Source organism: Corynebacterium camporealensis (genome assembly GCF_000980815.1).
GTDB lineage: Bacteria > Actinomycetota > Actinomycetes > Mycobacteriales > Mycobacteriaceae > Corynebacterium > Corynebacterium camporealense.
The window spans coordinates 2,091,833-2,118,492 of the sequence record NZ_CP011311.1 but is presented as its reverse complement, the minus strand read 5'-3'; the positions used below and the strand labels follow the sequence as shown (position 1 = coordinate 2,118,492).

General features: G+C 61.5%; 24 protein-coding genes. 17 read left to right on the top strand and 7 right to left on the bottom strand.

Annotation, left to right across the window (positions count from 1 at the left end; genetic code table 11):
• Positions 1-571: 571 nt before the first annotated feature.
• On the bottom strand, positions 572-1,105 hold the full coding sequence (locus UL81_RS09925; RefSeq protein WP_035104391.1) for an inorganic diphosphatase: 534 nt from the start codon (positions 1,103-1,105) through the stop codon (positions 572-574).
• A gap of 85 nt (positions 1,106-1,190) precedes the next feature.
• Here UL81_RS09925 and dacB point away from each other — a divergent pair, with 85 nt between their 5' ends.
• The 13 genes from dacB to UL81_RS09860 all read left to right on the top strand — a co-directional run bounded on the left by dacB (position 1,191) and on the right by UL81_RS09860 (position 12,258).
• Entirely contained in the window at positions 1,191-2,465 is a 1,275-nt protein-coding gene (gene dacB / locus UL81_RS09920; RefSeq protein WP_035104392.1) for a D-alanyl-D-alanine carboxypeptidase/D-alanyl-D-alanine endopeptidase, read from the top strand.
• A 53-nt stretch (positions 2,466-2,518) separates the two neighbouring features.
• Complete coding sequence (locus UL81_RS09915) at positions 2,519-3,535, top strand: tRNA lysidine(34) synthetase (protein ID WP_407921710.1); 1,017 nt, start codon at positions 2,519-2,521, stop codon at positions 3,533-3,535.
• A 12-nt stretch (positions 3,536-3,547) separates the two neighbouring features.
• Entirely contained in the window at positions 3,548-4,135 is a 588-nt protein-coding gene (gene hpt / locus UL81_RS09910) for a hypoxanthine phosphoribosyltransferase (protein WP_035104398.1), read from the top strand.
• 12 nt (positions 4,136-4,147) lie between these two features.
• Positions 4,148-6,460, top strand: a complete 2,313-nt coding sequence (ftsH, locus tag UL81_RS09905; RefSeq protein WP_035104400.1) for an ATP-dependent zinc metalloprotease FtsH — start codon at positions 4,148-4,150, stop codon at positions 6,458-6,460.
• Positions 6,453-7,046 carry a GTP cyclohydrolase I FolE gene (folE, locus tag UL81_RS09900; protein ID WP_035104402.1) on the top strand — a complete coding sequence of 198 codons (594 nt, stop codon included), beginning with the start codon at positions 6,453-6,455 and terminating at the stop codon, positions 7,044-7,046. Before ftsH ends, folE begins: the two co-directional genes overlap by 8 nt.
• A gap of 5 nt (positions 7,047-7,051) precedes the next feature.
• Positions 7,052-7,954 (top strand): dihydropteroate synthase, encoded by a 903-nt coding sequence (gene folP / locus UL81_RS09895; protein WP_046453547.1) that lies wholly within the window; start codon positions 7,052-7,054, stop codon positions 7,952-7,954.
• Between the two features lie 114 nt (positions 7,955-8,068).
• Positions 8,069-8,449 (top strand): dihydroneopterin aldolase, encoded by a 381-nt coding sequence (folB, locus tag UL81_RS09890; RefSeq protein WP_035104403.1) that lies wholly within the window; start codon positions 8,069-8,071, stop codon positions 8,447-8,449.
• Positions 8,449-8,934: a 2-amino-4-hydroxy-6-hydroxymethyldihydropteridine diphosphokinase gene (gene folK, locus UL81_RS09885; RefSeq protein WP_035104406.1), complete on the top strand. Its 486-nt coding sequence runs from the start codon at positions 8,449-8,451 to the stop codon at positions 8,932-8,934. The genes folB and folK overlap by 1 nt, the downstream gene beginning before the upstream one ends.
• Positions 8,931-9,407: a DUF3180 domain-containing protein gene (locus UL81_RS09880; protein WP_035104408.1), complete on the top strand. Its 477-nt coding sequence runs from the start codon at positions 8,931-8,933 to the stop codon at positions 9,405-9,407. The genes folK and UL81_RS09880 overlap by 4 nt, the downstream gene beginning before the upstream one ends.
• A gap of 5 nt (positions 9,408-9,412) precedes the next feature.
• The gene (locus UL81_RS09875; RefSeq protein ID WP_035104410.1) at positions 9,413-10,567 is read left to right on the top strand and encodes a DUF6779 domain-containing protein; all 1,155 of its coding nucleotides are present in this window, start codon (positions 9,413-9,415) and stop codon (positions 10,565-10,567) included.
• A complete protein-coding gene (locus UL81_RS09870; protein WP_179944094.1) occupies positions 10,567-11,226 on the top strand; it encodes a Rossmann-fold NAD(P)-binding domain-containing protein in 660 nt (219 codons plus the stop codon). Before UL81_RS09875 ends, UL81_RS09870 begins: the two co-directional genes overlap by 1 nt.
• Positions 11,223-12,023: a pantoate--beta-alanine ligase gene (locus tag UL81_RS09865; RefSeq protein WP_035104411.1), complete on the top strand. Its 801-nt coding sequence runs from the start codon at positions 11,223-11,225 to the stop codon at positions 12,021-12,023. Before UL81_RS09870 ends, UL81_RS09865 begins: the two co-directional genes overlap by 4 nt.
• A gap of 10 nt (positions 12,024-12,033) precedes the next feature.
• Positions 12,034-12,258 carry a hypothetical protein gene (locus UL81_RS09860; RefSeq protein WP_035104413.1) on the top strand — a complete coding sequence of 75 codons (225 nt, stop codon included), beginning with the start codon at positions 12,034-12,036 and terminating at the stop codon, positions 12,256-12,258.
• Between the two features lie 3 nt (positions 12,259-12,261).
• On the opposite strand, the gene UL81_RS09855 is transcribed toward UL81_RS09860, so the two are convergent.
• From UL81_RS09855 to UL81_RS09840, 4 genes are all read right to left on the bottom strand, one after another.
• On the bottom strand, positions 12,262-13,218 hold the full coding sequence (locus tag UL81_RS09855; protein ID WP_046453546.1) for an ArsA family ATPase: 957 nt from the start codon (positions 13,216-13,218) through the stop codon (positions 12,262-12,264).
• The gene (locus UL81_RS09850) at positions 13,209-13,466 is read right to left on the bottom strand and encodes a cory-CC-star protein (RefSeq protein ID WP_035104414.1); all 258 of its coding nucleotides are present in this window, start codon (positions 13,464-13,466) and stop codon (positions 13,209-13,211) included. The genes UL81_RS09855 and UL81_RS09850 overlap by 10 nt, the downstream gene beginning before the upstream one ends.
• Entirely contained in the window at positions 13,466-15,205 is a 1,740-nt protein-coding gene (locus UL81_RS09845) for a carbon starvation CstA family protein (protein WP_035104416.1), read from the bottom strand. The genes UL81_RS09850 and UL81_RS09845 overlap by 1 nt, the downstream gene beginning before the upstream one ends.
• A 183-nt stretch (positions 15,206-15,388) precedes the next feature.
• Complete coding sequence (locus tag UL81_RS09840; RefSeq protein ID WP_035104419.1) at positions 15,389-17,476, bottom strand: PhoX family protein; 2,088 nt, start codon at positions 17,474-17,476, stop codon at positions 15,389-15,391.
• Between the two features lie 161 nt (positions 17,477-17,637).
• Here UL81_RS09840 and lysS point away from each other — a divergent pair, with 161 nt between their 5' ends.
• A complete protein-coding gene (gene lysS, locus UL81_RS09835) occupies positions 17,638-19,215 on the top strand; it encodes a lysine--tRNA ligase (protein ID WP_035104420.1) in 1,578 nt (525 codons plus the stop codon).
• A gap of 301 nt (positions 19,216-19,516) precedes the next feature.
• Positions 19,517-20,869 carry an MDR family MFS transporter gene (locus tag UL81_RS09830; protein WP_046453703.1) on the top strand — a complete coding sequence of 451 codons (1,353 nt, stop codon included), beginning with the start codon at positions 19,517-19,519 and terminating at the stop codon, positions 20,867-20,869.
• A gap of 65 nt (positions 20,870-20,934) precedes the next feature.
• On the opposite strand, the gene UL81_RS11550 is transcribed toward UL81_RS09830, so the two are convergent.
• On the bottom strand, positions 20,935-21,399 hold the full coding sequence (locus UL81_RS11550) for a CAP domain-containing protein (protein WP_052097671.1): 465 nt from the start codon (positions 21,397-21,399) through the stop codon (positions 20,935-20,937).
• A 394-nt stretch (positions 21,400-21,793) separates the two neighbouring features.
• Between UL81_RS11550 and UL81_RS11545 the strand changes: the two genes are divergently transcribed.
• Positions 21,794-22,249: a J domain-containing protein gene (locus UL81_RS11545; RefSeq protein WP_052097673.1), complete on the top strand. Its 456-nt coding sequence runs from the start codon at positions 21,794-21,796 to the stop codon at positions 22,247-22,249.
• On the opposite strand, the gene UL81_RS09815 is transcribed toward UL81_RS11545, so the two are convergent.
• The gene (locus UL81_RS09815) at positions 22,246-23,565 is read right to left on the bottom strand and encodes a hypothetical protein (RefSeq protein WP_035104422.1); all 1,320 of its coding nucleotides are present in this window, start codon (positions 23,563-23,565) and stop codon (positions 22,246-22,248) included. The two genes, UL81_RS11545 and UL81_RS09815, sit on opposite strands and share 4 nt — an antisense overlap.
• Before the next feature lie 265 nt (positions 23,566-23,830).
• Here UL81_RS09815 and UL81_RS09810 point away from each other — a divergent pair, with 265 nt between their 5' ends.
• The gene (locus UL81_RS09810) at positions 23,831-26,590 is read left to right on the top strand and encodes an ATP-dependent Clp protease ATP-binding subunit (protein ID WP_046453545.1); all 2,760 of its coding nucleotides are present in this window, start codon (positions 23,831-23,833) and stop codon (positions 26,588-26,590) included.
• The last annotated feature ends 70 nt before the right edge of the window (positions 26,591-26,660 follow it).

Here is a 26,660-nt window from a genome sequence, read left to right as displayed (position 1 = left end):
TTCGGAATTGCCTGGTTCTTGCTTTAGATGTTGGTGCCAAGATGGCCATTGATAGGGCCTTGGGGAGTGTGTAACATTTGAGGTGACATAGAAGTATTAGCCTTCGTGTCATCGCCATACGGCGAAAGCCCCCACCGGCAGGGTTACAACCAGTGGAGGCTTTCGTGAGACTAGCTAAATAGCCAGCCTTCGAGCTTGCTGATGGCTGCAGCAAGGGTCTTGGCTATTAGCGCCAAGCAGGTCCGAAGTGCAATCTGGTGGATTGCCTTCCGGGCCTGTTTCCTTTTATCGCTTTCGCGTTTATCAGGACTCGGCATTGTCTCACCTCCCTCCATCAGGTAGGTGGGTCCCTCATTGGACAGCGCCAAGGCAGTTCCCACCTCCAGAATTGGCGGTGGAGACTACTTCGCACCGTCAGGAGGGGAGCGCTATTCGCACTCACGTTCTAATATTACAGAATCGGTGAGACGAGTAAAGAGCAAAAAGAACCGGCCGCTGAGATGAACTCGGCGGCCGGTAATCTGCGAGCAAGGCCCGCGGAAAGGGAGTTTAAGAAGGCTAGCGCTGTGGGCTAGTTCTTGGTTTCTGCGTCGACTTCCTCGTCGAGGTTGTCGCGGGAGTTCTCGCCTTCCTTCTTGTAGTTAGCCAGGGAATCTTCCAGGATTTTCTCGGCTTCAGCCTTGTTGCCCCAGCCAGAGCCCTGAACTTCCTTGCCCGGCTCCAGGTCCTTGTAGTGGACGAAGAAGTGCTCGATCTCGTCACGGGTGAACTCGGAGATATCCTCGATGTCCTGGTACTTCTCAAAGCGAACGTCGTCAATGACGCACAGCAGCTTGTCGTCGCCGCCAGCCTCGTCGGTCATCTTGAATACGCCAATCGGGCGAGCCGGAACGATAACGCCCGGGAAGACTGGTTCGGGGGAGATGACCAGGGCGTCGAGCGGGTCGCCATCGTCAGCCAGGGTCTCATCGATGTAGCCGTAGTCAGCCGGGTAGGCCATCGGGGTAAACAGGTAGCGGTCTAGGTAGACCTTGCCGGACTCGTGGTCGACCTCGTACTTGTTACGGGAGCCCTTTGGGATCTCGATGGTTACTTCAACGCTCACGGCGATTTCCTCCACTGTAAAAATTAGGTGTGCAACTGCTCCCAATAGTCTAGCGCGTCTGCGAACCGCGCTAGGGTGAGAGGCGATGAAAGCAAAGCATGTGTGGTGGAGTCTCGCCTCGGTGGTCACCGTGGCGGCAGTCGGCGGTACGGCGGCCCTGGGCCTGACCATCCAAGATGCCTACGATGATCTCGAGCACGGCCCGGCTTTTAGCCAACCAGCTGCACCCAATCCATTGCGCCCGGCAGAAGCTGGCGATGTCGACACGTCCGCCCTGACTGCCCGCCTCGACGAGGCAGCACAGAATCCTGGCTTAGCGACGTTCGGCGGCCAAGTCATCGACACCACCACCGGCGAAGTCCTGTGGGAAAAAGACGCCGATCGCCCACTGCTTCCGGCGTCCTCAACCAAGGTCCTTACCGCCGCTGCGGCCACCTATGAGCTCGACGAGGACGAAAAGATCGTCACCGAGGTCGTCCGCGGCTCCGAGGAAGGCAGCGTGGTCATCAAAGCTGCCGGCGATGTCTGGCTCACCCAGGACGCACTGGATGCGCTTGCCGATGACATCGGCTCCGCCACCGCCGTCTACATCGACACCACTGCGTGGTCCGGCAACGCACAAGCCGAAGGCTGGGACCCCGACAATGTCGACGCCGGTTTTGTCGCCCCTATGCAACCAGCGATGCTCTACGGCGCACGCTTGGGCGATACCACCGGCGATGTCCCGCGCAGCCACACTCCAGCAGAAGACGTGGCCCGCCAGCTTGCCGAGAAGGTCGGTGCTAGCGAATCCGGCCTCGGTGAAGCACCCGCCGAAGCGGAAGTCGTCGCTTCCGTGGAATCGCCCCCTCTGTCTGAGCGCGCCCAAGACATGATGAAGCACTCCGACAACGTCATGGCAGAGGCCATCGGCCGCGAACTCGCCATTGCCCGCGGAATGGAACCCAGCTTCACTGGCGCTACCCAGGCAACTCTCGATGTCTTGTCCGAACACGGCGTCAACGTCGACGAGGTCACCCTCGCTGACAACTCCGGACTTTCCGATGCCAACCGCATCCCCGCCGGCGTCCTCGCCCAACTCGTCGAGCGCGGTGCCGAGGAAGAAGCCTTGCGTCCATTGCTGACCTATCTGCCCGTCGCGGGTGGCGAGGGAACCCTCTACGAGCGCTACGGCGACCTTGCCGGCAAGGGCTATGTCCGCGCCAAGACCGGCACGCTGACCGGCACCTCCGCCCTGGTCGGAACGGTCCAAGGCCAATCCGAGCGCGTCTACGCACTCAGTCTGTTGGTCAACGACGGGGATATTTTGGCTGCTCGTCAGGCACAAGACGAGTTCGCCTCCGTCCTTCGCGAGTTCTAATGCAGCCCTTTTGGCCCAGGAAGAGCCCGCACTTTCTCGAATGCCGACGCGGCGTGCGAGCAGCACAACTACCAAACATCGTCTGCGTCGGCCTCTCCGGCGGCGCCGACTCCTTAGCCTTGACGGCCGCCTTGGTCGCCGAAGGCCATGACGTCATTGCCATTTGTATCGATCACGGTCTCCAAGCAGGCTCCCGCGAACAAGCAGAGCACGCAGCTGCTCAAGCCCGCGCCTGGGGAGCCCGCGCCGAAGTCATTTCCATCGACGTCGATGGCGAAAACACGGAAGCGGCGGCGCGCCGGGCTCGCTACGGCACCTTCGCGCTCACCGAAAAACGGATTTTGGCGGATTTGGGTGTTCCGGTGACCGCGAAGGGCGCGGGGGAGACCCCGCGCGTTGGAAAAAAGGAAGGGGAGGGCCCGGCCGTGGGCGATAAGGAAGAACCGCGCGGGGAAAAGGGCGAAGACGAAATCCTTGGCGAAGGGCGGATGCCCTTCGCTGTGGGGCATACGGCCGACGATCAGGCCGAGACGCTGATTTTGAGCGCGATGCGGGGCAAGGTGTCGGGGATGGCGCCGAGCGTAGAGATTGAGGGCGCGTGGGTGGTGCGTCCGTTGTTGCAGGTACGCCGTGCAGATACGGAAGCGGCGTGTGAAGAGTTGGGTGTGGAGCCGTGGCAGGACCCGCATAACGAAGATGAGGGTTTCCGGCGAGTGGCGGTGCGCAAGCGGGTGCTGCCGTTGTTGAGTGAGATTGCCGGTGGTGACGTCACAGGGGCGTTGGCGCAGGCAGCGGATGATGTGGTGGCGGATGAGGGGGAGCTTGAGGCATCGATAAGCAATGATTGCGCGGAGTTGGCGGCATTAGCTGAGCCGCGCAGGCGTAGGGCAATTGCGGGCTGGTTGCGGGAGCACGGGGTGGAGGTGACCAGGGAGGTGCTAGGGGGCATCGGCAAGCTTTGCACCGACTGGCATGGCCAAGGAGGGGTGGCTGTGCGAGTGCCGGGGGCACGGCGGAGGTTGGAAGTCGTGCGCGTTGGTGGCAAACTGGCACTATTGTCCGGTCACTAAAGGAGCGCCCCAGTGCACGATCACAAAGACTTCAATGTCCCCGCTAACCGCTACGACGACGACGTCGAGGCGATTCTCATCAGTGAAGACGAGCTGCAAGCCCGTATCCAGGAGCTGGCAGACCTGGTTTCCGATAAGTACAAGGATGCAGGCGATGACCTGATTCTGGTCTGCGTGCTCAAGGGCGCGGTGTTCTTCCTCACCGATTTCGCCCGCAAGCTGTCCATTCCGGCGCAGCTGGAGTTTATGGCTGTGTCTTCTTATGGAAATGCCACCTCTTCTTCAGGAGTGGTGCGTATTCTCAAGGACCTAGACCGCGATATTGCAGGTCGCAACGTGCTGATTGTGGAAGACATTATCGATTCTGGCCTGACGCTGTCCTGGCTGATTCGCAACCTCAAGGGCCGCAACCCCGGCTCGCTGGAGGTCATCAGCTTGCTGCGTAAGCCGGAGGTGGTCAAGGCGGACATCGATATGCTCGAGGTCGGCTTCGATATCCCGAATGAGTTCGTCATTGGCTACGGCCTGGACTACGCGGAGCGCTACCGCGACCTGCCTTACGTGGGCACCCTGCACCCGTCTGTTTATGAGAACAATTAAGCTACTTCCTTAATGAAGAACAAGAATATCCTCCGCTACGGCGGAATTGCCGCGATCGTGCTGATCGCGCTGTATGCCTTTACCTTCCTCACCGATGACTCCCGCGGTTTTATGCGCGTGGATACCTCGGTGGCGTTGGAACAGGTCAACGACCGCAATGTCGCTGAAGCGCAGATCGATGACCGCGAGCAACAGCTGCGACTGGAATTAAAGAACCCGATTACTGTCGATGAGCGCGAAGGCGTCGAAGAGATCATCGCGCAGTATCCGGCGCGTGCGTCGGAGCAGATCTTTAATGCGGTGAAGGATTCCGGCGCGGAGAAGTACCGCACGAACGTCACCCAGGATTCCTTCTTGGGCTCGATGCTGGGCTTCTTGCTGCCGATGATCATTCTCTTCGGCCTACTCTTCTGGTTCATGGCGCGCATGCAGCAAGGCGCCGGCGGCATGTTCGGCATTGGCGGCTCCAAGGCCAAGGAGCTGACCAAGGATATGCCGACCAACACCTTCGACGATGTCGCAGGTGCCGATGAAGCTGTCGATGAGCTCCAGGAAATCAAGGACTTCCTCGAAGACCCATCGCGTTACCACGAACTGGGCGCGAAGATTCCGCGCGGCGTGCTGCTTTATGGCCCGCCCGGTACTGGTAAGACGCTGTTGGCACGTGCCGTGGCTGGCGAGGCCGGCGTGCCTTTCTACTCGATTTCCGGCTCGGACTTCGTGGAGATGTTCGTCGGTGTCGGTGCCTCCCGCGTGCGCGACCTGTTTAAAACGGCGAAGGAAAACTCGCCCTGCATCATCTTCGTCGATGAGATCGATGCTGTCGGTCGCCAGCGTGGCTCCGGCATGGGCGGCGGTCACGACGAGCGCGAGCAGACCCTGAACCAGCTGCTGGTGGAAATGGACGGTTTCGGCGACCGCGAGGGCGTCATCCTGATTGCTGCAACAAACCGTCCGGACATCCTGGACCAGGCGCTGTTGCGTCCGGGTCGTTTCGACCGCCAGATTCCGGTTACCGCACCGGACCTGGCTGGACGTGAGCAGATCCTGCGCGTGCACGCGAAGGACAAGCCGCTGGCTGCTGAGGTTGACGTCGCACAGCTGGCCAAGCGCACCGCCGGTATGTCTGGTGCGGACCTGGCCAATGTGCTCAACGAGGCTGCCCTGCTCACCGCCCGCATCGGCGGCAACGTCATTACCTACGACGCACTGGAAGAAGCCACCGACCGCGTCGTTGGCGGCCCGCGCCGTCAGGGCAAGATTATCTCTGAGCACGAAAAGAAGGTCACCGCCTACCACGAGGGCGGCCACACCCTGTCCGCGTGGGCGCTCAAGGACATCGAGCGTGTCTACAAGGTCACCATCCTGGCCCGCGGCCGCACCGGCGGTCACGCGATGACCTCCCAGGAAGACGACAAGGGCATGTACACCCGCGACGAGTTGTTCTCCCGCTTGGTCTTCGCCATGGGCGGCCGCGCGGCCGAAGAGCTGGTCTTTGGTACCCCGACTACGGGCGCGTCTGCCGATATTGAGCAGGCCACCAAGATTGCCCGCGCCATGCTCACCGAGTACGGCTTCTCCCCGGACTTAGGCACCGTCAAGTACGGCCAGGAGCAAGGCGATCCCTTCGCCCACGGTGGTGCTGGCGGCTCCATTGAATACTCTGAGGCTGTTGCTGCGCGCATCGATGAGCAGATGCACTACCTGTTGGACCGGGCACATCGTCAGGCCTACGAGATCTTGCGCGATAACCGTCACTACCTGGACAAGCTTGCTGAGATGCTGCTGGAAAAGGAGACCCTGCGTCGCCCGGACCTGGAGGGCATTTTCGAAGGCATCGTCCCGCGTGAAGCCGAGGACGTCTTCCCGGATGAGGACATCCACTTCCCGCGCCAGGCCGACCACGAGCCGGTCAAGACCCCGGCCGAGCTAGCCAAGGAACGCGGCGAGGAGCTGCCTCCACGCATGACGCTTCTCGATGCCTCCCGCGCCGCCCGCGAACGCCGTAAGGCCGGCGAGACCACCAGCGGCGAAGAGATCGGCTTTAGCTTCGGTCAACACGCCGGCGACATCGTCACCCCAGCGCCGAAGCCGGAACAGGAGACCGAGGACAAGTCCGAAGACGACTCAGAACGCACCCCGGAGGACTCCGGGGTGCCCGAGGCACCCGAAGAGCCATCTTCTCGCCGGGGCCGCCACCACAAGCCGGAAGGGGAGGACAACACCCCGCAGTCCGGTAGCTGGGCCGCACCATGGCAACAAGGCAGCGACGCGGAGCCGAAGAACCCATACTCGGATAAGTCGAAAGAAGTAAACGATGACTAATCACAACGTGCCTGCGCGCGCACCTTTTGACCAGGAGCGTGCGGAGGCTGCCGTGCGCGAGCTGCTGCTTGCGGTAGGCGAGGACCCGGATCGGGAGGGCCTGCAGGAAACCCCGGCTCGTGTTGCGCGTGCGTACAAGGAGGTCTTCGCGGGGCTGCATACCGATCCCACGGAGGTCCTCCACCGCACTTTCGCGGAAAATCACCAGGAATTGGTCCTGGTCCGCGACATCCCGATTTACTCCACCTGTGAGCACCACCTCGTGCCTTTCTACGGCACCGCGCACATCGGCTACATCCCGGGCAAGGATGGCCACGTTACCGGCCTGTCCAAGCTGGCTCGTCTGGCTGACATGTACGCCAAGCGTCCGCAGGTCCAGGAGCGTTTGACCTCGCAGATTGCCGACGCGCTTGTCGATGTCCTCGGCGCCCAGTCCGTCATCGTCGTCATCGAGTGCGAGCACCTGTGCATGGCGATGCGCGGTATCCGCAAGCCCGGTGCCACCACGACAACCTCGGCGGTGCGCGGCGGTTTCCAAAGCAACCCGGCCTCCCGCGCGGAAGTGTTGAGCCTGATTAGGAGCTAAAATCGATGAGTTTGCAGCGCCTGAATGTGCCCGGCCGTACGGCTGTGATGGGCATCGTCAACGTCACCGAGGATTCTTTTTCGGACGGCGGCAAGTGGTTGGACACCGATGCCGCCCTGGCGCACGCGCAAGAGCTTATCGATGCCGGCGCCGACATGATCGACGTCGGCGGTGAATCCACCCGCCCGGGTGCTGTTCGCGTCGACCCCCAAGTGGAGAAAGACCGCGTCGTCCCCGTTATCCGCGCGCTTCACGATGCCGGAATCTCCACCTCCGTCGACACCATGCGCGCCACGGTTGCCGCCGCTGCCGCCGAGGCTGGCGTCGACATGATCAACGACGTCTCCGGTGGCCTGGCCGATAAAGACATGTACAACGTCATGGCCGAGGCCGACATTCCGGTGTGCCTGATGCACTGGCGCACCGTCCAATTCGGCAGCGCCTCCGGCAGTGCCGACCACGGCGGCGACGTGGTCGCCGACGTACGCACCCTGCTCTACGAGCTCGCCGACAACGCCCTGGCCGCTGGTGTTAGCGGCGACAACATCGTCCTCGACCCGGGCCTCGGCTTCGCCAAGACCCCGCAGGACAACTGGGCCCTCCTGCAGGCCCTGCCCGAATTCATCGCCGGTGATTACCCCATCCTGGTCGGCGCTTCCCGCAAGCGCTTCCTCGCTGCCATCCGCGACGATCGCGGCGTCGAGTCCAGCCCCTTACTTGCCGATTCCGCCACCGCCGCCGTCACCGCCATCTCCGCCCACTTAGGCGCCTGGGCCGTCCGCGTCCACGAGGTCGGCGTCTCCCGTGACGCCGTCGATGTCGCCGCAGCCTGGCATGCCGGCCCCAACTACACCGGCGGCGCCCACGCCACCGGCAACTACAACAACGCCAAGACCGGCCAAGGCTAAAGGGAATCCGGGTGCCGCTCGTCGTAAAGCTTTGCCTAGCGGATAAAGTCGGAGGCTGTAAACAATCTAGGTGCCGCTGACGTTTAGACAGGCGCGAGAGAGTTAGGACTTTGCATGGCAGACCGCATTGAGCTGAAAGCGCTGGAGTGCTTTGGCTACCACGGCGTCTTCGACGAGGAAAAGCGCGAGGGCCAGCCTTTTATTGTGGATGTGACCTGCTGGCTGGACTTTGCGGGTGCGGCTGCAGGTGATGACCTGGAGCAAACGGTCAATTATGCAGAGCTTGCCGATGTCGCCGCCGACATCGTCGAAGGCCCCAGCCGGGACCTTATCGAAACAGTCGCCACCGAGATTGCCGAGTCCGTCATCCAGCGCTTTGACCTGCTGCACGCGGTAGAGGTGACCATCCATAAACCTCAGGCGCCCATCCCGCGCACTTTTGGTGATGTGGCTGTGGTGGCGCGTCGTTCGCGCAAGAACATGTGGGGACGCTGATGCGCGCAGTACTGTCGATTGGTTCCAACATGGACGACCGCGTGAAGCTGTTGCGCACGGTCTTTGACGAATTTGCTAGCGATATCGTGGCGGCCTCCCCGGTGTATGCCACCCCGCCTTGGGGTGTGGAAGACCAGGATGAGTTTCTCAACGCGACACTCATCGTCGAGGTCGAAGAAACGCCGCTGGAGCTGCTGCGTCGCGGGCAGCGCTTAGAAAACGAAGCGGAGCGCGTCCGCGTGCGCCATTGGGGACCGCGCACTCTGGATGTGGACATCGTCGACATCGAGGGCTTTAGCTCCACCGATCCGGAGCTGACCGTGCCGCATCCTTATGCCCATGAGCGCGCGTTCGTGCTGGTGCCGTGGTTGGCCGCTGACCCAGACGCATTTCTGAACGGCACGCCACTCGAAGAACTGATCGCGAAGCTGCCCGAAGACGATGTTGCCGAGGTGCGCCCGCTGGGTGCGATGGAGGAGCTATGAAAAGGACTTCCATTGGTGCGCTGATTGGTGCCGGCGTCTTCGTCGCGGCGGCCGCAGCCATTTTGACCACGCGCTTTTATGGCTCCATGCTGGCTATTCCGGCGACGGTGTCTATCACGTTGTGGGTGATGGCCGTGGTCTGTGGCGTGCTGACCTGGAAGGTGCGTAGCGCCAAAGAAGAAGACGCTCACGGTATCGGGCTGGATAATTCGCAGCTCAACCCGCTGACTATCTTGCAGTTCATGCTGGTGGGACGTGCTTCCGCCTGGACCGGCGCCATCGTCGGCGGTGCTTATGTGGGCATTGCGGTCTACGTTATTCCACGCGCTAGCGAACTCGTCGCTGCTTCCAATGACCTGGTCGGAGTGATCTCTTCTGCGCTCGGTGGCCTGGCGATGTCCGTTGCCGGTGTCGTGCTTGAGCGACACTGCGAGGTCCCACCTCCAACCGAAGGACAACAAACGGTAAGTTAGACCTCATGACATCGCCTGCTCCTCGACACCAGTCCCCCGGAAACGACTCCACTCCGCGCGATGCAGGCCAGATCGGCCTCATCGTGCTGGTGGTGCTGGCGGTTATTGCAAGCATCGTCATGCTGATCTCCGGCTCTGATGCCGCACTCAAGCTGGCGCTGATTGCTGCCTTGTGGGCCGCCGTGCTCGGTTTCTTCCTGGTGGTGCGCTACCGTCGTCAGGCTGAAGAATCGCAGACCAAGCTGGAACTGCAGGAGCGCGCCCACCGCGCAGAACTTGACGCAGCCAACGCCGCAGCCGGCGAGGCCGGCGGCTCCCAGGGCGCTGCGCCGAGCAATGCGGACATGGAAATCCTCGCCGAGATCCGCGAGCAGTTGTCCACCATTCGTTCCCAGCTCGAAGAGCTGTCTGGCCGCGAATACACCTACGAGCCGGCCGCCCTGCGCGCGGAGGCCCGCCGCATCATGGAGCTAGAAGCTCAGACCCGCGCGGCCGCCGGTGAGCCAGAGGTCGACTTCACTCAGTCCAGCGCCGGTGCGCCAACCTCCGATGCCATCGCTGGTCGCCTCGGTTCCCAGCCGAGAGCATCGCGCGCCCAGGACAATCCGCTGAACGACATCATCAGCGAAAAGATCCGCCGCGACAAGGAAGAGACCCCAACCCAGGCCAGCACCCCGAAGAAGCCGGAACCAAAGAAGGCTGAGCCGAAGAAGCCTGCTGCGCCAAAGGCTGAGGCCAAGAAGACTGAAGCCAAGAAGCCAGAGCCGAAGAAGGCTGAGACCAAGCAGCCAGAAAAGAAGACTGCGCCTAAGCCTAAGCAGTCGCAGCCCAAGCAGCCGTCGAAGCCGAGCTTCGATACCGGTTCCTTCCAGGCAGTGCGCTGGGATGCTGGTGGCGATGAGACCGCGAAGTTCGGTGCGGTCAAGGAGAAGACCTCGGCATCTAAGCATCGCGCGCCTGCCGATGGCCCCGCTCCCGTCCAGCCGAAACCGCAGCAGCCGAACCGCGGCATAGATAAAAAGCAGGCCGAAAAGGCTGCATCCCAGCACGCGGAGGCTAAGCAAGAGTCCACTCGTTCGGGGCGCCGTCGTTCCGATGCCCACCGCAAGGGTGCGGTCACGGTGGCAGAACTGCTCGCGCAGCGAAAGAAAGACAACTAATGCAGGCACCCCGCATGCGGGTCGCACTGTTCGGGGCGTCGCTGGCGGGGCGTCGTCTAGCAGATGGCTTAGAAGCCGCCGGGCATAGCGTGTCCCTGGTGCAGGACCCAGCCAACATCGCGGAGGCAGACCTGCTCATCCTCGGTGTGGAGGAAGATGCCCTGCAGCGCGCCATCGACGTGGTGGAAGAACATGTGCGTGACGGGCTTATCGTGATGCACACCTGCCTGAGCCGCGGCGTGCAGGACCTTGATCCGTTGGAAACTCGCGGATGTGTGGTGGCAGCACTCGCTCCTATTCAGCAGGGGCGGTGGGCATTGACTGCTTTGGATGAGCTGGGTGAGACCATCGCCGGGCTGCTCACGGCCGAGATGCACGCGGTGACGATTGCGCTGAACGAAGACGAGCGCGGCCTGTATGCCGCCCGGTTGTACTATGCGCAGGTGCTCGCCCGGTTAAGCGGCAAAGCCCATCTGGAGCTGGACCTCGTCGACGATCCTGACATGCCCGCCATCGATGAATCCGCCGTACGCGCTGCTTATCGCTACATCACTGAGCCCGGATTGCGCCGGGCCTATGTCGAATCTGTTCGCCGCTTAGGCGAAGTTGAAGACCGCCACGCACTCGAAATGTGGGCATTCCAGGAGGAGAATTCATGATCCAGCCGCCACTTATCGACGATATCCAGCGCATCGGCATGGTGGGCTCGGCTTTTGCCAAGAAGGGCAAGCCGGTCGTCCTCGTGCCGCTGGGCGAGGGCGTTCACGCAGGTCACATCAACCTGGTGCGCGCGGCCCGTCGCATCCGCGGCGGCATCGTCGTAGTTGCGTTGAGCAGTACAGATGAGCAGGACGCCCAAGCGCTTATCGAGGAAAACGTCGACTTCATCTGGCAGTACACCACAGACGATCTCTTCCCGCGCGGCCAGCGCACCCAGGTCGTACCGGACGACTTCGGCATGGAGACCGATCTGGCTGCACCCCTGACCCAGTTGGTGGCGATGCTAGGTGCCGTGCGCCCCAGCGACATCGTCGTTGGCGAGAAGGACTACGAGCTGCTCATCGCACTCCAGCAGGCCGTCGTTGACCTGCATTTGGGCGTGCGCGTGCAGGGCGTGCCGACGGTGCGCACCCCAGAAGGCGTGGCTATGAGCCTGCGTAACACGCACGTACCTACCGATGCCCGCGAGGCCGCCTCCGCACTCTCCGCCGCCCTGACCGCCGGTGCCTATGCCGCTGAAGAAGGCGCTGAGAAGGTCCTCGAGACCGCCCGTGCCGTCCTCGATGCCGCGGGTGTCGAGCCAGAATATCTGGAGCTGCGTGGCCGTGACCTTGGTGAAGCACCTGAGGAAGGCGATGCCCGCTTGCTCGTAGCAGCGACCTTCGGCGATGTTCGCCTCATCGATAATGCGGGGCTACCGTTGGGAATTGGCTTCCGCAACATCGACGGCAGTTAGGAGTGCGGCGATGGGTCAGGACCTGTCGAATGAGGAGTTCCAATCCATTTTTGAGGGCAGCCGGGAGTACATCTCAGATGAAGAATCACCGTGGACTCGGATGTGGATTGAACGGATGATTGATGAAACCCGCGCCCTGAGCAATGCAGGGAAAGAGATGACGGCGAAGCGAATGGTGTCGTCAATGATTGTGTCCCTGGCGAAAATCGAGGAAGCCGCCCGGAACAAGAAGTAGGACCTAGATCCTTTGGGCGAGTTCATCCAGGGCATCCGCATCGCCGATTTCTTGGGGTAACCAAGGGAGTAGGAGCGGTTGCTCGTCGGGAAGGCGCTGCTTCAGCAACTCAAGCGCGTCCTGTTCGGCGGCGCGGCGGGCAGCAAGGAATTCGCCAGCTTCCTCCGGGATGCAGCGATTGACGATGAGCCCTGCCACGCGGATGCCGTTGTCGGTGAGTTCAGCGTGCAGTTCGGTGCTTTCTAAGACCGGGAGGCGTTCCGGGGTAAGAACGATGTAGAAGCCGGTGCGCTGGGCATCGGAAAGCGCTGCACGGAGTTTCTCAAAGCGACGGCGCCGCTTGAGAAGGGTGGAGCGAATCTCTTGGTTGCGCCGGGCAGTCGGATCAGTGCGGGTAGAGGTCGCATTATCGGAACCGGCCATGCCGCTGACCAGGCTGCCGAATTTCTCAGACTTCTCGCGCCGAGCGAGCAGGCCGTCGGTATAAGCCGCCATGACCTCAGGCAGCTCCAGCAGGCGTGTGGTGTGCCCGGAAGGCGCGGTATCGAAGATGAGGTGGTCGTAATCCTCGGCGTGCTCGATAAGTTCGGCAATGCGCTCGAGCAGTGCGGCCTCGTGGGTGCCGGGCGAATTGCGCGCGAGATCAAGGTGACGGGTGATTTCTTTGTGGAGGTGCTCCGGCATGAACTTGCGCAGGTTCGCACCGACGCTACGCAGGTGTTCTTCGGTGGTGCGCGCCGGGTCGAGCTCGATGGCGGTGAGACCTGGCTGGAGGATGGTGGGGGCATCGGAAAGCGTGGTGCCCCAGATGTGGCCCAAGTTGTGCGCCGGGTCCGTGGAGACCAACAGAACGGATCGCCCGGCCTGGGCGAGGTTGCGGGCGGTGGCAGCAGCCAAGGTGGTCTTGCCCACGCCGCCCTTGCCGCCGAAGAACGTAATCGGTGGGGGATTTAGCAGCATCGGATGCCCTCCAGTGGGGAGTTGGCCATGCCCATGCGGCGGTGCCAGGCGTGGAAGTCCTCGTAGACCAGCGGGAGGAGCTCTAGGGTGTAGTAGCTCGCCGGGTTGGGGATGCCGAGGGCCTCCGATAAGACCAGCAGGCGGAAGAAGTCATCTTCTTGCTGCTGGGCCTTAGCGAAGGTCGCCCGATATGGCGCCTGGTAGTACTCGTTGAGCCCATGTGCGAGTGCTTTGAGCTTGTCCAGCATTACTCGGTGCGGGACTGGGCGGTCGCAGTTTCTTGGGTTTGCTCGCCGGGCAGCGGGGCGTCTTCGTCGTCGTCAGTCCAGGTAATCTGCGGGGACTTGCGGGCCTTGCGGATGGCCGCGGTGGCCTCAATGATGACCCAGATGGCGGCGCAGACGATGATGAGGTCGATGACCAGCAGGAGCCAGTTGCCCTCGGCAAAGAGGCTGCCCAACTGGAGGACGGCTGCCCACAGCGACATGATGGTGACAAACACCAATGGGATGAGGACAGGCCAGGTCGGGCGGCGCAGGTAGGTCAGGATGATGACCAGGATGGACAGCGACAGGCCTGCCATGAGCTGGTTGGTGGTGCCGAACAGCGGCCAGATGGTCATGCCACCGGAGCCGTCCGTGCCGGCGGAGAAGGTCAGGCCGAAGGAGAGACCCACGGCGATGATGGTGGCAATCAGGGTGGTCAGGCGAAGGCCGATGATTTCGCCGATTTCCTGGACGACCAGGCGCTGCAGACGCACACCGGAGTCCATCGTGGTTGCGGCAAAAAGCACGGCCATGGTGGCAAGGATGGTTGCCGACAGGGAGTTCGGGATGCCCAGGCCCTCGTTCATGAGGTTGCCGCCACCTTCAACGAAGGCGCCAACACCGCCGGCGTTCCACTCGGAGTAGATGTTCTCCCAATCTGCGATGGTGCGGAAGCCAGAGGTCACCGCGACGATGGTGCCCAGTGCCAGCAGGCCTTCACCGACCGCACCGAAGTAACCGACGAAGCGAACGTCAGTCTCTTTATCGATCTGCTTCGACGAGGTACCGGAAGCCACGATGCCGTGGAAACCAGAGATGGCACCACACGCGATGGTGACGAACAGCAGCGGGAAGATCGACGGGGTACCTTCCGGAACGTTGTCGCGCAGCGTTGGTGCGACGACCTCCGGGCGGGTGAGCAGGAAGGAACCGTAGAGGATGCCCAGGCCGACGAAGAGCTGCAGGCCATTGATGTAGTCGCGCGGCTGCAGCAGGACCCACACCGGCAGCAGGGATGCGATAAACGCGTAGATGAATAGCAAGATGATCCACACGCCATTGGCCGGGATGCCCAGGACGGTATCCGGCAGGACGACTGGCACGCGGTCGCCGAGAATCATCAGGCCGTAGAGAGTGATAACACCCACGACGGAGACCAGCGGCAGGTTCCAGTTGAAGCGGTAGATGGCCTGGCCGATGAGCACGGCGACGACGATGGCGCCCCAGGTCGGAATCACAGCAGTCGGGGTGGAGACCAACAGGTCAGAAATCACCACGGCAAACGCTGCATTCACCATAAGCAGCAGCAGGAAGATGACCACGAGGAAGAGGTTGCGGCCACGCGTGCCGATGTAGCGGCCCGACAGCGTACCGATGGACTGGCCGCGGTGACGCTGCGATGCCCACAGGGCACCCAGGTCATGCATGCCGGCCATGAACACGGTGCCGATGGTCACCCACAAAAATGCTGGGACCCAACCCCAAATGACCGCGACGGCCGGGCCGATAATTGGCGCCGCACCAGCCACGGAAGTGAAGTGGTGGCCCCAGAGCACGTACTTATTCGTTGGGACGAAGTCGACACCATCTTCCTGGCGGTGCGCCGGGGTGGTGTAGTTCGGAGAGAGCTTAAAGATGTGTTTGCCCAGAAACTTCGAATACAGCAGATAACCTGCGGCCATCATGGCCAGGCCGATAAAAACCAAAATCAACGAGTTCATAGCCATCTCCACATAAGAGCTCTAGTTCACAATCAAATCGCAGTGGAGATAGTATGCCACGTCACAATTGGCCTGTCTGCGCCTGGGGGAGGTTAATCCCGATATGCGAGAAAGAGATCTCACATATCGGCAGGTCATCGTAAAGCGCTGCTCCCGGGCGCGCCGGGGTGGGGGTGAAGCGTGCTAGGCCTCTACCCCGATGTTGCCGTCCTTCTTCCAGACCACGGCGACGGCCGGGCGTGGGGTGGAGTTGCCGCCGTCGGGCCAGTGGGAGGTCGGGGCGTCGAAGGTGGCATCGTCAGCTTCGCCCGGGTGCTGGACGTTGACCATGACGCGCTCGTCGGTGACGATGGGCCCGCAGGTCTCCGCGCCGGCCGGGACGGTGAGGAAGCACTTGAGCTCGCCGCGGGTTTCGCCCTCGGTGGTTACGGCGTAAAGGCCGTCGTTGGAATCTAAGGCGTTGCCGTCGGTGGAAATCCACATGTTGCCGTGGTTGTCGAAGGCCAAGTTGTCCGGGCAGGAAATTGGGGAGACCTTCTCTTTGTCGAAGCCGCCGAAGTAGGTGTTTGCCTCACGCGGGTCGCCGCAGACGATAAACAGGTTCCAGGAGAACTTCTCGCCGGCGTGGTCGTCCTCGATTTCCATGACCATGCCGTTTTTGTTTTCCTTAATCGGTGCCCATTCCATAGGCTCCTCTTTGTTCTTCTCGGCATCTTCGCCGGTAGCGCCGCGGTAGGAGTTGTTGGTCAGCGCGACGTAGACCTTCGCGGTGTCCGGGTGGACCTCGATGTCTTCGGGGCGGTCCATCTTGGTGGCACCGACCTTGTCGGCGGCCTCACGGGTGAACACGGCAACTTCCGCCGCGCTGAAGCCGTCGACGTGGGATTCGAACTTGTTGTTTTCCGTATCGGAGGTCAGCAGCTTGACCCACGTACCGGAGCCATCGAAGAGGCCGTCCTCAGGCAGTACGCCGGAGCCGTCGATTTCTTCTTCCGGGGAGTTGCCTTCCATCTTGGCCACGTACAAGGTGCCGTGGTCGAGAATCGACAGGTTATGTTCCAGGTCGCCTTCGATGTATTTCTTGGTGGAGATGAACTTGTAGATGTACTCAAAGCGCGAATCATCGCCGGAGTAGCAGACCACGGTGCCATCGTCAGCAATGTGGATGTTGCCCGCCTCGTGCTTAAAGCGGCCCAATGCAGTGTGCTTAATCGGGGTGGAGTCCGGGTCCAGCGGGTTGATTTCCACAATCCAGCCAAAGCGGTTGGGCTCATTTGGGGTCTTGGCGACGTCGAAGCGGTCATCGAAACGCTCCCACTTGCGCTCCGATTCCTCTTCCTCAATGCCGAAGCGTTCCAGGGAGGCCTGCGCCTTCTTATCTTTGGCCTTGCCGCGGAAGTACTGGTCGAAGTTCTCCTCGCCAGAGAGCATGGTCTGCCACGGGGTGATACCGCCGGAGCAGTTGTTCAGCGTGCCCTTGACTTCCTTACCGGACGGATCAGCGTCGGTTTGCACCAGCTTGTCGCCTGCGGCCGGGCCCACCAGGCGGAACGGGGTGGTGGCGGTGATACGGCGGTTGAGCGGGCCAAACTCGCGCTTCAGCTCGCCGGTATCGCCGACCTTGGAGACCTCCAGAATGGAATGGCCGTGGCCTGCCCAGCCAATCTTGACCTGCTCTTCGGTTGGGTTGTCCGGGTCATAATCCGGGAACATCATCGGCTCGGTGGTGTACTCGTGCGAGCAGACATACACCAATCGGTTCGGGTCGTCGGGGTGCTTGAGCAGGCCGGCGAAGTCGTTGTTGAAGCCGAACTGCTTCTCGGCAGCAGCGGCGGTTTGGTTATGGACGTCGAATTCCGGGGCGTCTTTGAAAAGCGGGTCGCCCCATGCAATCAGCACGGACTGTTCGTAGCCGTCCGGGATGACCACCTTGTCCTCGGTGTTCGGCTGCACGGCGTCGAAATGCATGCCTTCCGCGGAGGTCAGCTCCACTTCAGCGGTGGTGGTGCCAGCGCTTTCCGATGCCCCCATCTCCGCCCGTTCCTCCGGGTTCGAGCAGGCAGCCAGGGCGGCCGAGCCACCGACGGTGACCACGGTTAGGCCACCGGCGCGCAGCGCAGTACGACGGGAGAACTGGTCGCCAAAATAGGGATTGGACGATGGGTTATCGCAGTTGCCGAAGCAGGCATTGCCGCACTTGTAGGTGCAGGTCAGGCTGGATCGGGAGGAAGTAAACAGGTTAGATAGCAGGTTGCGGCCGCGCAGCGTCATGGGGAACACTCCAATAAGATCGCAGTAATGGGGACTGTGTTAGTGAAGTCCTGCGATGTAACAACCTGGTTGAAATTAGGTTTACTTCATGTGAACTCTGGGTGAATCGTCGCTTCTAGCCCAGATTCGCTGGCCAGAGCCAATAGGTTATCCTTGGGTGCGTGAGTGAGCAGAAGAATACCCCAGTAAACGATGTCCCGGAGCAGCTGCGGATTCGTCGCGAAAAGCGCGCCCGCCTGCTGGAATCCGGTGTAGAGGCCTACCCGGTTGAGGTCGCACGCACTATTTCGATGGCGGAGCTGCGTCGACAGTTCCAGGTCCGCAAGGAAGAAGATGCTGACGCCCCTCAAGAGGATGGGGTGACCTACCTGGCGGTGGGCGAGGAGACCGACGTCGAGCACGCGATTGCTGGTCGCCTTATCTTTATGCGCAATACCGGCAAGCTGTGCTTTGCCACCCTGCAGGATGGCGACGGCACCCAGGTGCAGGCCATGTTGTCCCTGGCAGAAATCGGCGAGGATCGCCTGGCCGCCTGGAAGTCCGACGTGGACTTGGGCGACTTCATTTCCGTGCGCGGTCGCGTCATTGCTTCTCGACGCGGCGAGCTGTCCATCATGGCTTCCGAGTGGACCATGGCTGCGAAGTCGCTGCGCCCGCTGCCGGTCGCCTTTGCTGACATGGCGGAAGATACCCGCGTGCGCCAGCGCTACAACGACCTCATCCTGCGCGAGGAGGCCCGCAAGAATGCGATGACCCGCGTAAAGGTCATGCGCGCGCTGCGCAATCATCTGGAAGACGAGGACTTCGTCGAGATCGAAACCCCGATGCTGCAGACCCTGCACGGTGGTGCGGCGGCACGTCCTTTCGTCACCCACTCCAACGCCCTGGATATCGACCTCTACCTGCGCATTGCCCCAGAGCTGTACCTGAAGAGGGCAGTTGTCGGCGGCATCGATCGCGTCTTTGAGATCAACCGCAACTTCCGCAACGAGGGCGTTGACCGCTCCCACTCGCCGGAGTTCGCCATGCTGGAGACCTACCAGGCTTGGGGCGATTACACCGACTGTGCCCGCACCATCCGCGAGTCCATCCAGGCTGTGGCCATGGAGGTCTTCGGCTCGCACACCGTCACGCTTGCCGATGGCACCGAGTACGACCTCGGCGGCGACACCTGGCCCGAAATCGAGATGTACCCCTCCCTGAACGAGGCCCTGCAGCGTAAGTTCCCGGGCCAGCCGGAGGTCACCATCGACTCCACCGTCGATGAGCTCAAAGCGCTTGCCGATGTCATCGGCCTGGATGTCCCGAAGGACGGCGGCTGGGGCCACGGCAAGCTGGTCGAGGAAATCTGGGAGCTGCTCTGCGAGGACCAGCTCGAAGGCCCGATCTTTGTTAAGAACTTCCCCGTGGAGACCTCCCCGCTGACCCGCCAGCACCGCAGCCAGCCGGGTGTGACTGAGAAGTGGGACCTCTACGTCCGTGGCTTTGAGCTGGCTACCGGCTACTCCGAGCTGATCGACCCGGTTGTTCAGCGCGAGCGCTTCGAGGACCAGGCCCGCCTGGCCGCTGGCGGCGATGATGAAGCCATGGTGCTCGACGAGGACTTCCTCGCCGCCATGGAGCAGGGCATGCCTCCGACAGCCGGTGCCGGCATGGGCATCGACCGCCTGCTCATGGCCCTGACTGGCCTGGGCATCCGCGAGACCGTCCTCTTCCCGCTGGTTAAGCCGGAGAATTAACCACACCAGCCACGGCTCGTGGCATTGCTCACTGCATCCCCGCGCTCGCTTAGGTGAGTTGTGGGGAAACGTGTACTGTATTTTCAGTAACTAAAGCGCGCTGCACCAGGCAGTAGCCGCCCTTGTGACTTAGCAAGGACGTGAATCTACGCCTGTGGCAGGGCGCCCTTTTTGCCCTTATTACCTTTTGCTTTTCTCCGTTAAGGAAGTCGCAGTGAGCCACAATTCCCCGAGCACCGACGGCGATCCGAAGCTGTCTACAGAAGTCCTCGCGAACTTGAGCGTCCTCGTTCTCGCCGCGATGATCATGATTTTGAACGAGACCTCCCTGTCGGTCGCGTTGCCGTCCATCATGGCGGACTTTGAAATCCCCGCTACCACTGCGCAGTGGCTGACCACCGGCTTTATGCTGACGATGGGCGTGGTCATCCCCACCACGGGCTTTATTATTGAGCGCTTTACGACGCGCCAAATCTTCTTCACCGCCACCGGCCTCTTCGTCGTCGGCACCATCGTCGCCGCCATCGCACCAACCTTCATCTTGCTGCTGCTCGGCCGCGTGATTCAGGCCGGCGGTACCGCGATTATCCTGCCGACCCTGATGACCGTGGCGATGACCTTGGTTCCCCTGGAGCGCCGCGGCTCGGTCATGGGCGTTATCTCTGTCGTCATCGCCGTCGCCCCTGCGCTCGGCCCGACGGTCGGCGGTGCGGTGCTCAACGTCTTTACCTGGCACTTCATCTTCTGGGTGATGGTCCCATTGATGGTGCTCATCATGATTTTCGGCTACATCAAGCTGGCCAACGTTGGTGAGAACCGCAATACCCCGCTCGATATTCTCTCCGTCATCCTCTCTGCCTTCGCCTTCGGCGGCCTGGTCTACGGCCTGTCCTCGATGCAGGCGATCCTCAACGGTGAGGGTACCACCGAAATCGTCATCACCATCGTCGGTGCGATCTGCCTGGTGATCTTCACCCGCCGTCAGCTTTCCCTGGCCAAGAAGGAACGCGCTCTTCTGGACCTGCGTCCTTTCCGCGTGCGCAACTACACCATCGCCGTCATCATCATGCTGGTCTCCTTCGGCCTCATGCTCGGTTCGGTCACCGTCTTGCCGATTTACCTGCAGACCTCCCTCGGCGTCAGCGCCCTGGTCACCGGCCTCGTTGTCATGCCGGGTGGCCTCCTGCAGGGCCTCATCTCACCAATCGTTGGTCGTATCTTTGACCGCAAGGGCCCGCGCATCCTCATGGTCCCGGGTGCCATCATGCTGGCCGGCGGCATCTGGTTGATGGCTACCCTCGGCATGGATACCCCGGTCTGGATGGTCGTGACCATGCACGTCATCTTCGCCGTCGGCATGGCGCTGATGATGACCCCGCTGATGACCACCGCGCTGTCCTCCCTGCCGGACAGCCTCTACTCGCACGGCTCGGCCATCATGAACACCCTGCAGCAGCTCGCCGGTGCGACCGGTACGGCCTTCCTGGTTGTCTTCCTTTCCCGCGGCACCCAGGCCGGCCTCGAGTCCGGCATGAGCGAGGCCGCCGCCACCGCCCAGGGCACCCAGTGGGCCTTCCTGCTCGCCGGCGTGCTGGCCATTGCGATTGTCATCCTCGCCCCGATGCTCAAGCGCATCGAGCAGCCGGCCGCCTAAGCCATAAAACAAGAAGATTCCCGCCTGGGGAGGCGGGAATTTCTGATATCTAGGCGCAATAAGCCTTAGTACTTAGCGAAGTTCTGCACTGCCCACAGAGTATTTCCGCGTACTGTAATGCCGACGCCGACATGGGTGATGCCATGCCGCAGCATGTTTGCACGGTGGCCCGGCGAATTAGCCCACTGTTGAATAAGCTGCTGAGCACTTGCACCCCTGTGGTTTTGCAGGATGTTCTCGGACTCCAAGGAAGCGCCAGCAGGGTACTGATCCCTGTAGTGAGGATTGTGGTCGAAGGGCTGACCAGGGCGCGCCAATGTGTCAGACCAGTTCTGGGCAACGGCATTGAGCGCAGGCATGGCTTGCAGCTCAGTCCTATTGTTCGCACGACGGTAGTCGTTGAGTGCATCGATAAGCTGCTGCTGGGTTACCTGCTGGGAACCAATAGATGGGATGCCGCCACCACCGGAGCTGCTGCCGCCAGCGCCTACGAGGCCAGCGACGCCGCCGACGATGGTAATCAGCGTCATGACCAGGGCGATGATCTGGCGGAAGTCGGCCAGGTTAATGGCGTTGAGGCTAATGTTGATGCGGGGGCATGGGAAACCTCTCCAAGAAACTGGTGTGTACAGTGTTTAAATTACTGGTTGCGCTGGGCTTTTGCGATGGTGGGGGCATCGCAAAGCAGTGCTGTGGAGGGTGAAATTTAGTACTCGTAATTAGTTTCTGGATTTGAGCTGAAAATAGCCTGCTCAGAGAGTTGGAAAAAGCTGATGTGAGACTGCTTATATTGTCTCAGAAATAGGTTTGTGCTGCGGAAAACGGGGGGGGGGGTATGTTCCCGGCCTAAAGATTCTTTTGCAACAATGAGTGATTGCAACATGATGGCACCCCATTCCCGATCGTGAACGAAAGGCACTCCCTATGGCGCATTACAACCTGTATGACACGCTGGGCTTGGATCGCTCGGCATCCACGTCTGACCTGCGCGGGGAGTTGGATTCCCGGCTGGCCACCGGCCCTTTCGACAACCCGGGTGGGGAAGAAGAGGTCAAGCTGGCCAGCAACATCTTGGGGGATGAGCGCAAGCGCGAAGTCTACGACAAGCGTCTCGGCGAGTTAGATGCCGAACCCATCACCGTGCCTGCGCTGCGCCAGCTGGCAGAGATGAACCTCGGGGGCACCGGCGCGGCCCCGCAGGCACACTCCGGCAACGGCTTCGACTCGGCTAAACAGAGCTTTGCGACGGCCCGCGAAGACGCCACCTCCAAAGCCCACGCCCTGGGCGAGGATTACAAGAACACCTCCACCCAGGTTATCGTCGTGACCGCTGTTGCGGCAGGCTTGGTGGGCATCATCTTGGGAGGTATTTTGTTCTAGCCGCAGTACGGCAGACTCAAGTGGTGCAGCTCAGCGTATGGGCCCCACACCAGGAAAGCGGTCGGGGTGCCGCGCACGCTAATGGCGTAGGTCGTCTCGTCCGCGTCGGTGATGTCGTACCTTTCGATGGCGCAGGAATCACTCGATAGTGCGACCGGGTCTTCGTTGGGCATCGCGGCGTCTTTCTCGTCGACGCTGTCGAAGTAAGTCGCCGAGTAGCTGATTTCCTCGCCAGTGCAGGTGATAACGGCCTGCTGCCCGGCTCCCGGGGCGCGCGACTCGCAGGTGGTATCGAGGGCGCCTTCCTGGCCAGCGCGGTTGCCAATCATGTCGGGATAAGTGGCCGCCAGCTGAGATTCCTCGTCGTTCCAGGAAGGGTTCGAGTTGGCGTACCAGAGTGCGCCACCACCGATAAGCAGCGCAGCAACCAGCAGGCACGCACTTAGGATGAGCATGCCCTTGTTGCTCTTGTTCGGCGCATCGGTCTGCTGGGAATAAGGCTGGGCCGGGGCCTGGTAATTCTGCTGAAAATTATTGCCCTGGAAGTTGCCACCTTGGAAGTTGTTGTTGGGCGGCGGGAACTGCTGCGAGGGGCGCTGCTCTTGGGGTTGTGCTGGGAAAGCATCGGTAGACGGGCGCTCAGGCTGCGATGACTGCTGCGCGGGTGCGCTGAAAGGATTCTGCGGACGCTCATGCTGCGGCGAAGGTTGCTTCGGGGGCTCAGGCTGCGGTGCGGCGGAGCCTGTGCGTGCCTTATCTAATGCGGCCGCGGCGGCAAAACTTGGGGCAAGGGTGCCGGCCAGGGCACTAAAGGCAGCCGCTGACTTGGAGGGATCGCCCTGCAGAGCCTTCGGCAGCACCGAGATGACCTTAGGGGTGTTGCCTTCTAAGGCGACCTGCTTGGCCTCGAGGTTGGCTTGCGCGTCGTGCTTTTCCAGGTAAGCAGTGGTGTCGGCGAGGTCGTTAAGGATGGAGTTGGTGGCGTCGTCGGAAAGCGATTCCTGCCACGGGTTGGAACTGCCCACGCTATCGGCCAGCGTCTGCCCACCGGCGGCCTGGCGCAGAACATAAAACTCACCGTCGGGGCTTTGCCCGGAGCTTGCATACTTTGCGATGCCCGCATGGCTAAGCCCCTGCAATTCCTGCGTCGCCGCCGCGGGGTCGGCCACAGTATTCGGCGTGAAGACCTCGAGGTACTGCTTATCGCCGGACCACTCGCTTTCAACTAAATAGATTTTCGATTGGTCGGTGGAGGCTAACTCAGAAATCAGGCGCAGGGCCTTGGTGGAGGAAAAGTACTGCGGCAAGGCGGACATGAGAGAGCTTTCTATTAGTACTAGGGAACGATTATCGATGTTAGCGCCCGTACCCAGGGTGAGGAAGTGTTTTGGGGCTGAACAATGGGGCATCGTCAAGCAAAGGCTCTTCTAAGGCCTGTTCGCTACCGGCGTACAGTATGTTGACCAGGGGAAATAGGGGATTAGGGGCTTGGGGAGAGTGCAAGGTGGGACTGATCGGCGCGCGTGCGCGTTAGAGTGGGTGAAACGTTAGTAATGGAACCGATTAAAGGTAGATATGGCAATGTTTGAGAGGTTTACGGATCGTGCCCGCCGCGTCATCGTTTTGGCGCAGGAAGAGGCACGCATGCTCAATCACAATTACATCGGCACCGAGCACATTCTGCTGGGCCTCATCCATGAGGGTGAGGGCGTAGCGGCCAAGGCGCTGGAGTCGATGGGTATCTCCCTGGAGGATGTGCGCCGCGAGGTCGAGGACATCATCGGCCAGGGCTCCCAGCCGCACACCGGGCATATCCCGTTTACCCCGCGCGCCAAGAAGGTACTCGAGCTCTCGCTGCGTGAGGGCCTGCAGATGGGACACAAGTACATCGGTACGGAGTTCCTGCTGCTGGGTCTTATCCGCGAAGGCGAGGGCGTTGCAGCCCAGGTGCTGACCAAGCTGGGTGCGGACCTGCCGCGTGTGCGCCAGCAGGTTATTCAGCTGCTGTCTGGTTATGAGGGCAATAGTAACGACAACACCGGCGGTAACCAGGGCGGACCTGGCCCGGTCGGTGCGGGTTCTGCCCCGGGTGGTCGCGGCGGCGGTTCCGGTTCCGGTGAGCGCTCGAACTCCCTGGTGCTGGACCAGTTCGGTCGTAACCTCACCCAGGCTGCCAAGGATGGCAAGCTGGACCCGGTCGTCGGCCGTGAGTCTGAGGTCGAGCGCATCATGCAGGTGCTCTCCCGTCGTACCAAGAACAACCCGGTTCTGATTGGTGAGCCGGGTGTTGGTAAGACCGCCGTGGTCGAGGGTCTGGCCCTAGACATCGTTAACGGTAAGGTTCCAGAGACCCTGAAGGATAAGCAGGTTTACTCGCTGGACTTAGGCTCCCTGGTGGCGGGTTCTCGTTACCGCGGTGACTTTGAGGAACGCCTGAAGAAGGTCCTCAAGGAGATTAACCAGCGCGGCGACATCATCCTGTTTATCGATGAGATTCACACCCTGGTCGGCGCCGGTGCTGCCGAGGGCGCTATCGATGCTGCCTCCCTGCTGAAGCCGAAGCTGGCTCGCGGCGAGCTGCAGACCATCGGTGCGACCACCCTGGAGGAGTACCGCAAGCACATCGAGAAGGATGCTGCTCTGGAGCGTCGTTTCCAGCCGGTCAAGGTCGATGAGCCTTCCCTGGATGACACCATTGCCATCCTGCGTGGCCTGCGCGATAAGTACGAGGCGCACCACCGCGTCTCCTACACCGATGATGCGCTGAAGGCTGCGGCTTCCCTGTCGGATCGCTACATCAATGACCGCTTCCTGCCGGATAAGGCCGTTGACCTCCTGGATGAGGCTGGCGCCCGCATGCGTATCAAGCGCATGACCGCTCCGGAGGGCCTGCGCGAGGTCGATGACCGCATCGCTGAGGTCCGTAAGGAAAAGGAAGCAGCTATCGATGCCCAGGACTTCGAGAAGGCTGCCGGCCTGCGTGACAAGGAGCGCAAGCTGGGCGAGGAGCGTGCCGAGAAGGAAAAGCAGTGGCGCTCCGGCGACCTGGAGGAAATCGCCGAGGTCGGCGAGGACCAGATCGCAGAAGTGCTGGCTCACTGGACCGGCATCCCGGTGCTGAAGCTGACGGAGAAGGAGTCTTCCCGCCTGCTCAACATGGAAGAGGAGCTGCACAAGCGCATCATCGGCCAGGACGAGGCAGTCAAGGCTGTTTCCCGTGCTATCCGCCGTACCCGCGCAGGTCTGAAGGACCCGCGTCGGCCTTCCGGTTCCTTCATCTTCGCCGGCCCGTCTGGTGTGGGTAAGACGGAGCTGTCGAAGTCCCTGGCTAACTTCCTGTTCGGCTCGGACGACGACCTCATCCAGATCGATATGGGTGAGTTCCACGACCGCTTCACCGCCTCCCGTCTCTTCGGTGCCCCTCCGGGATACGTTGGCTACGAAGAGGGTGGCCAGCTGACCGAGAAGGTTCGCCGTAAGCCTTTCTCCGTCGTGCTTTTCGACGAGATCGAGAAGGCCCACAAGGAGATCTACAACACCTTGCTGCAGGTGCTGGAGGATGGCCGCCTTACCGATGGCCAGGGTCGCGTCGTCGACTTCAAGAACACCGTGCTCATCTTCACCTCGAACCTGGGTACCCAGGACATCTCGAAGGCTGTGGGCTTGGGCTTTACCGGTGCTTCCGAGAACGACTCGGATGCCCAGTACGAGCGCATGAAGAACAAGGTCAACGACGAGCTGAAGAAGCACTTCCGCCCCGAGTTCCTCAACCGCATCGACGAGATCGTGGTCTTCCACCAGCTCACTCAGGAGCAGATCGTCGAGATGGTCGAGCTGCTCATCGGTCGTGTGGAAAAGCAGCTTGCCGAGCGCGACATGGGCATCGAGCTCACCCAGAAGGCCAAGGATCTGCTGGCCAAGCGTGGCTTCGATCCAGTCCTGGGTGCACGTCCGCTGCGTCGTACCATCCAGCGCGAGATCGAGGACCAGCTGTCGGAGAAGATCCTCTTCGGCGAGATTGGTGCCGGCGAGATCATCGACGTCGACGTGGAGAACTGGGATGGCGAGTCGAAGGACAACTCCTCGGCGACCTTCACCTTCACCCCGCGTCCGAAGCCGCTGCCGGAGGGCACCTTCAGCGATGATCTCGAGGACACCGAGGTCCGCGACGAGCCTGACGATGCCGAGGTCACCGAAGACTCCGACATCTCCGGCGACGACCCAGAGGACGTCACCCCGGATGTCCCAGGCGAGGAATCCACGCCGGACACCGACATCGACTCTGACTCCGACGATGACGGCAACAACCCGCCGCCAGCCGGGGCAGGCCAGCCGATGTAAGAGATCTAGCTAGTCAGAGCACACTTTCAGCCCGCCAGGAGGATGAACCTTCTGCGCGGGCTGGAGTGGT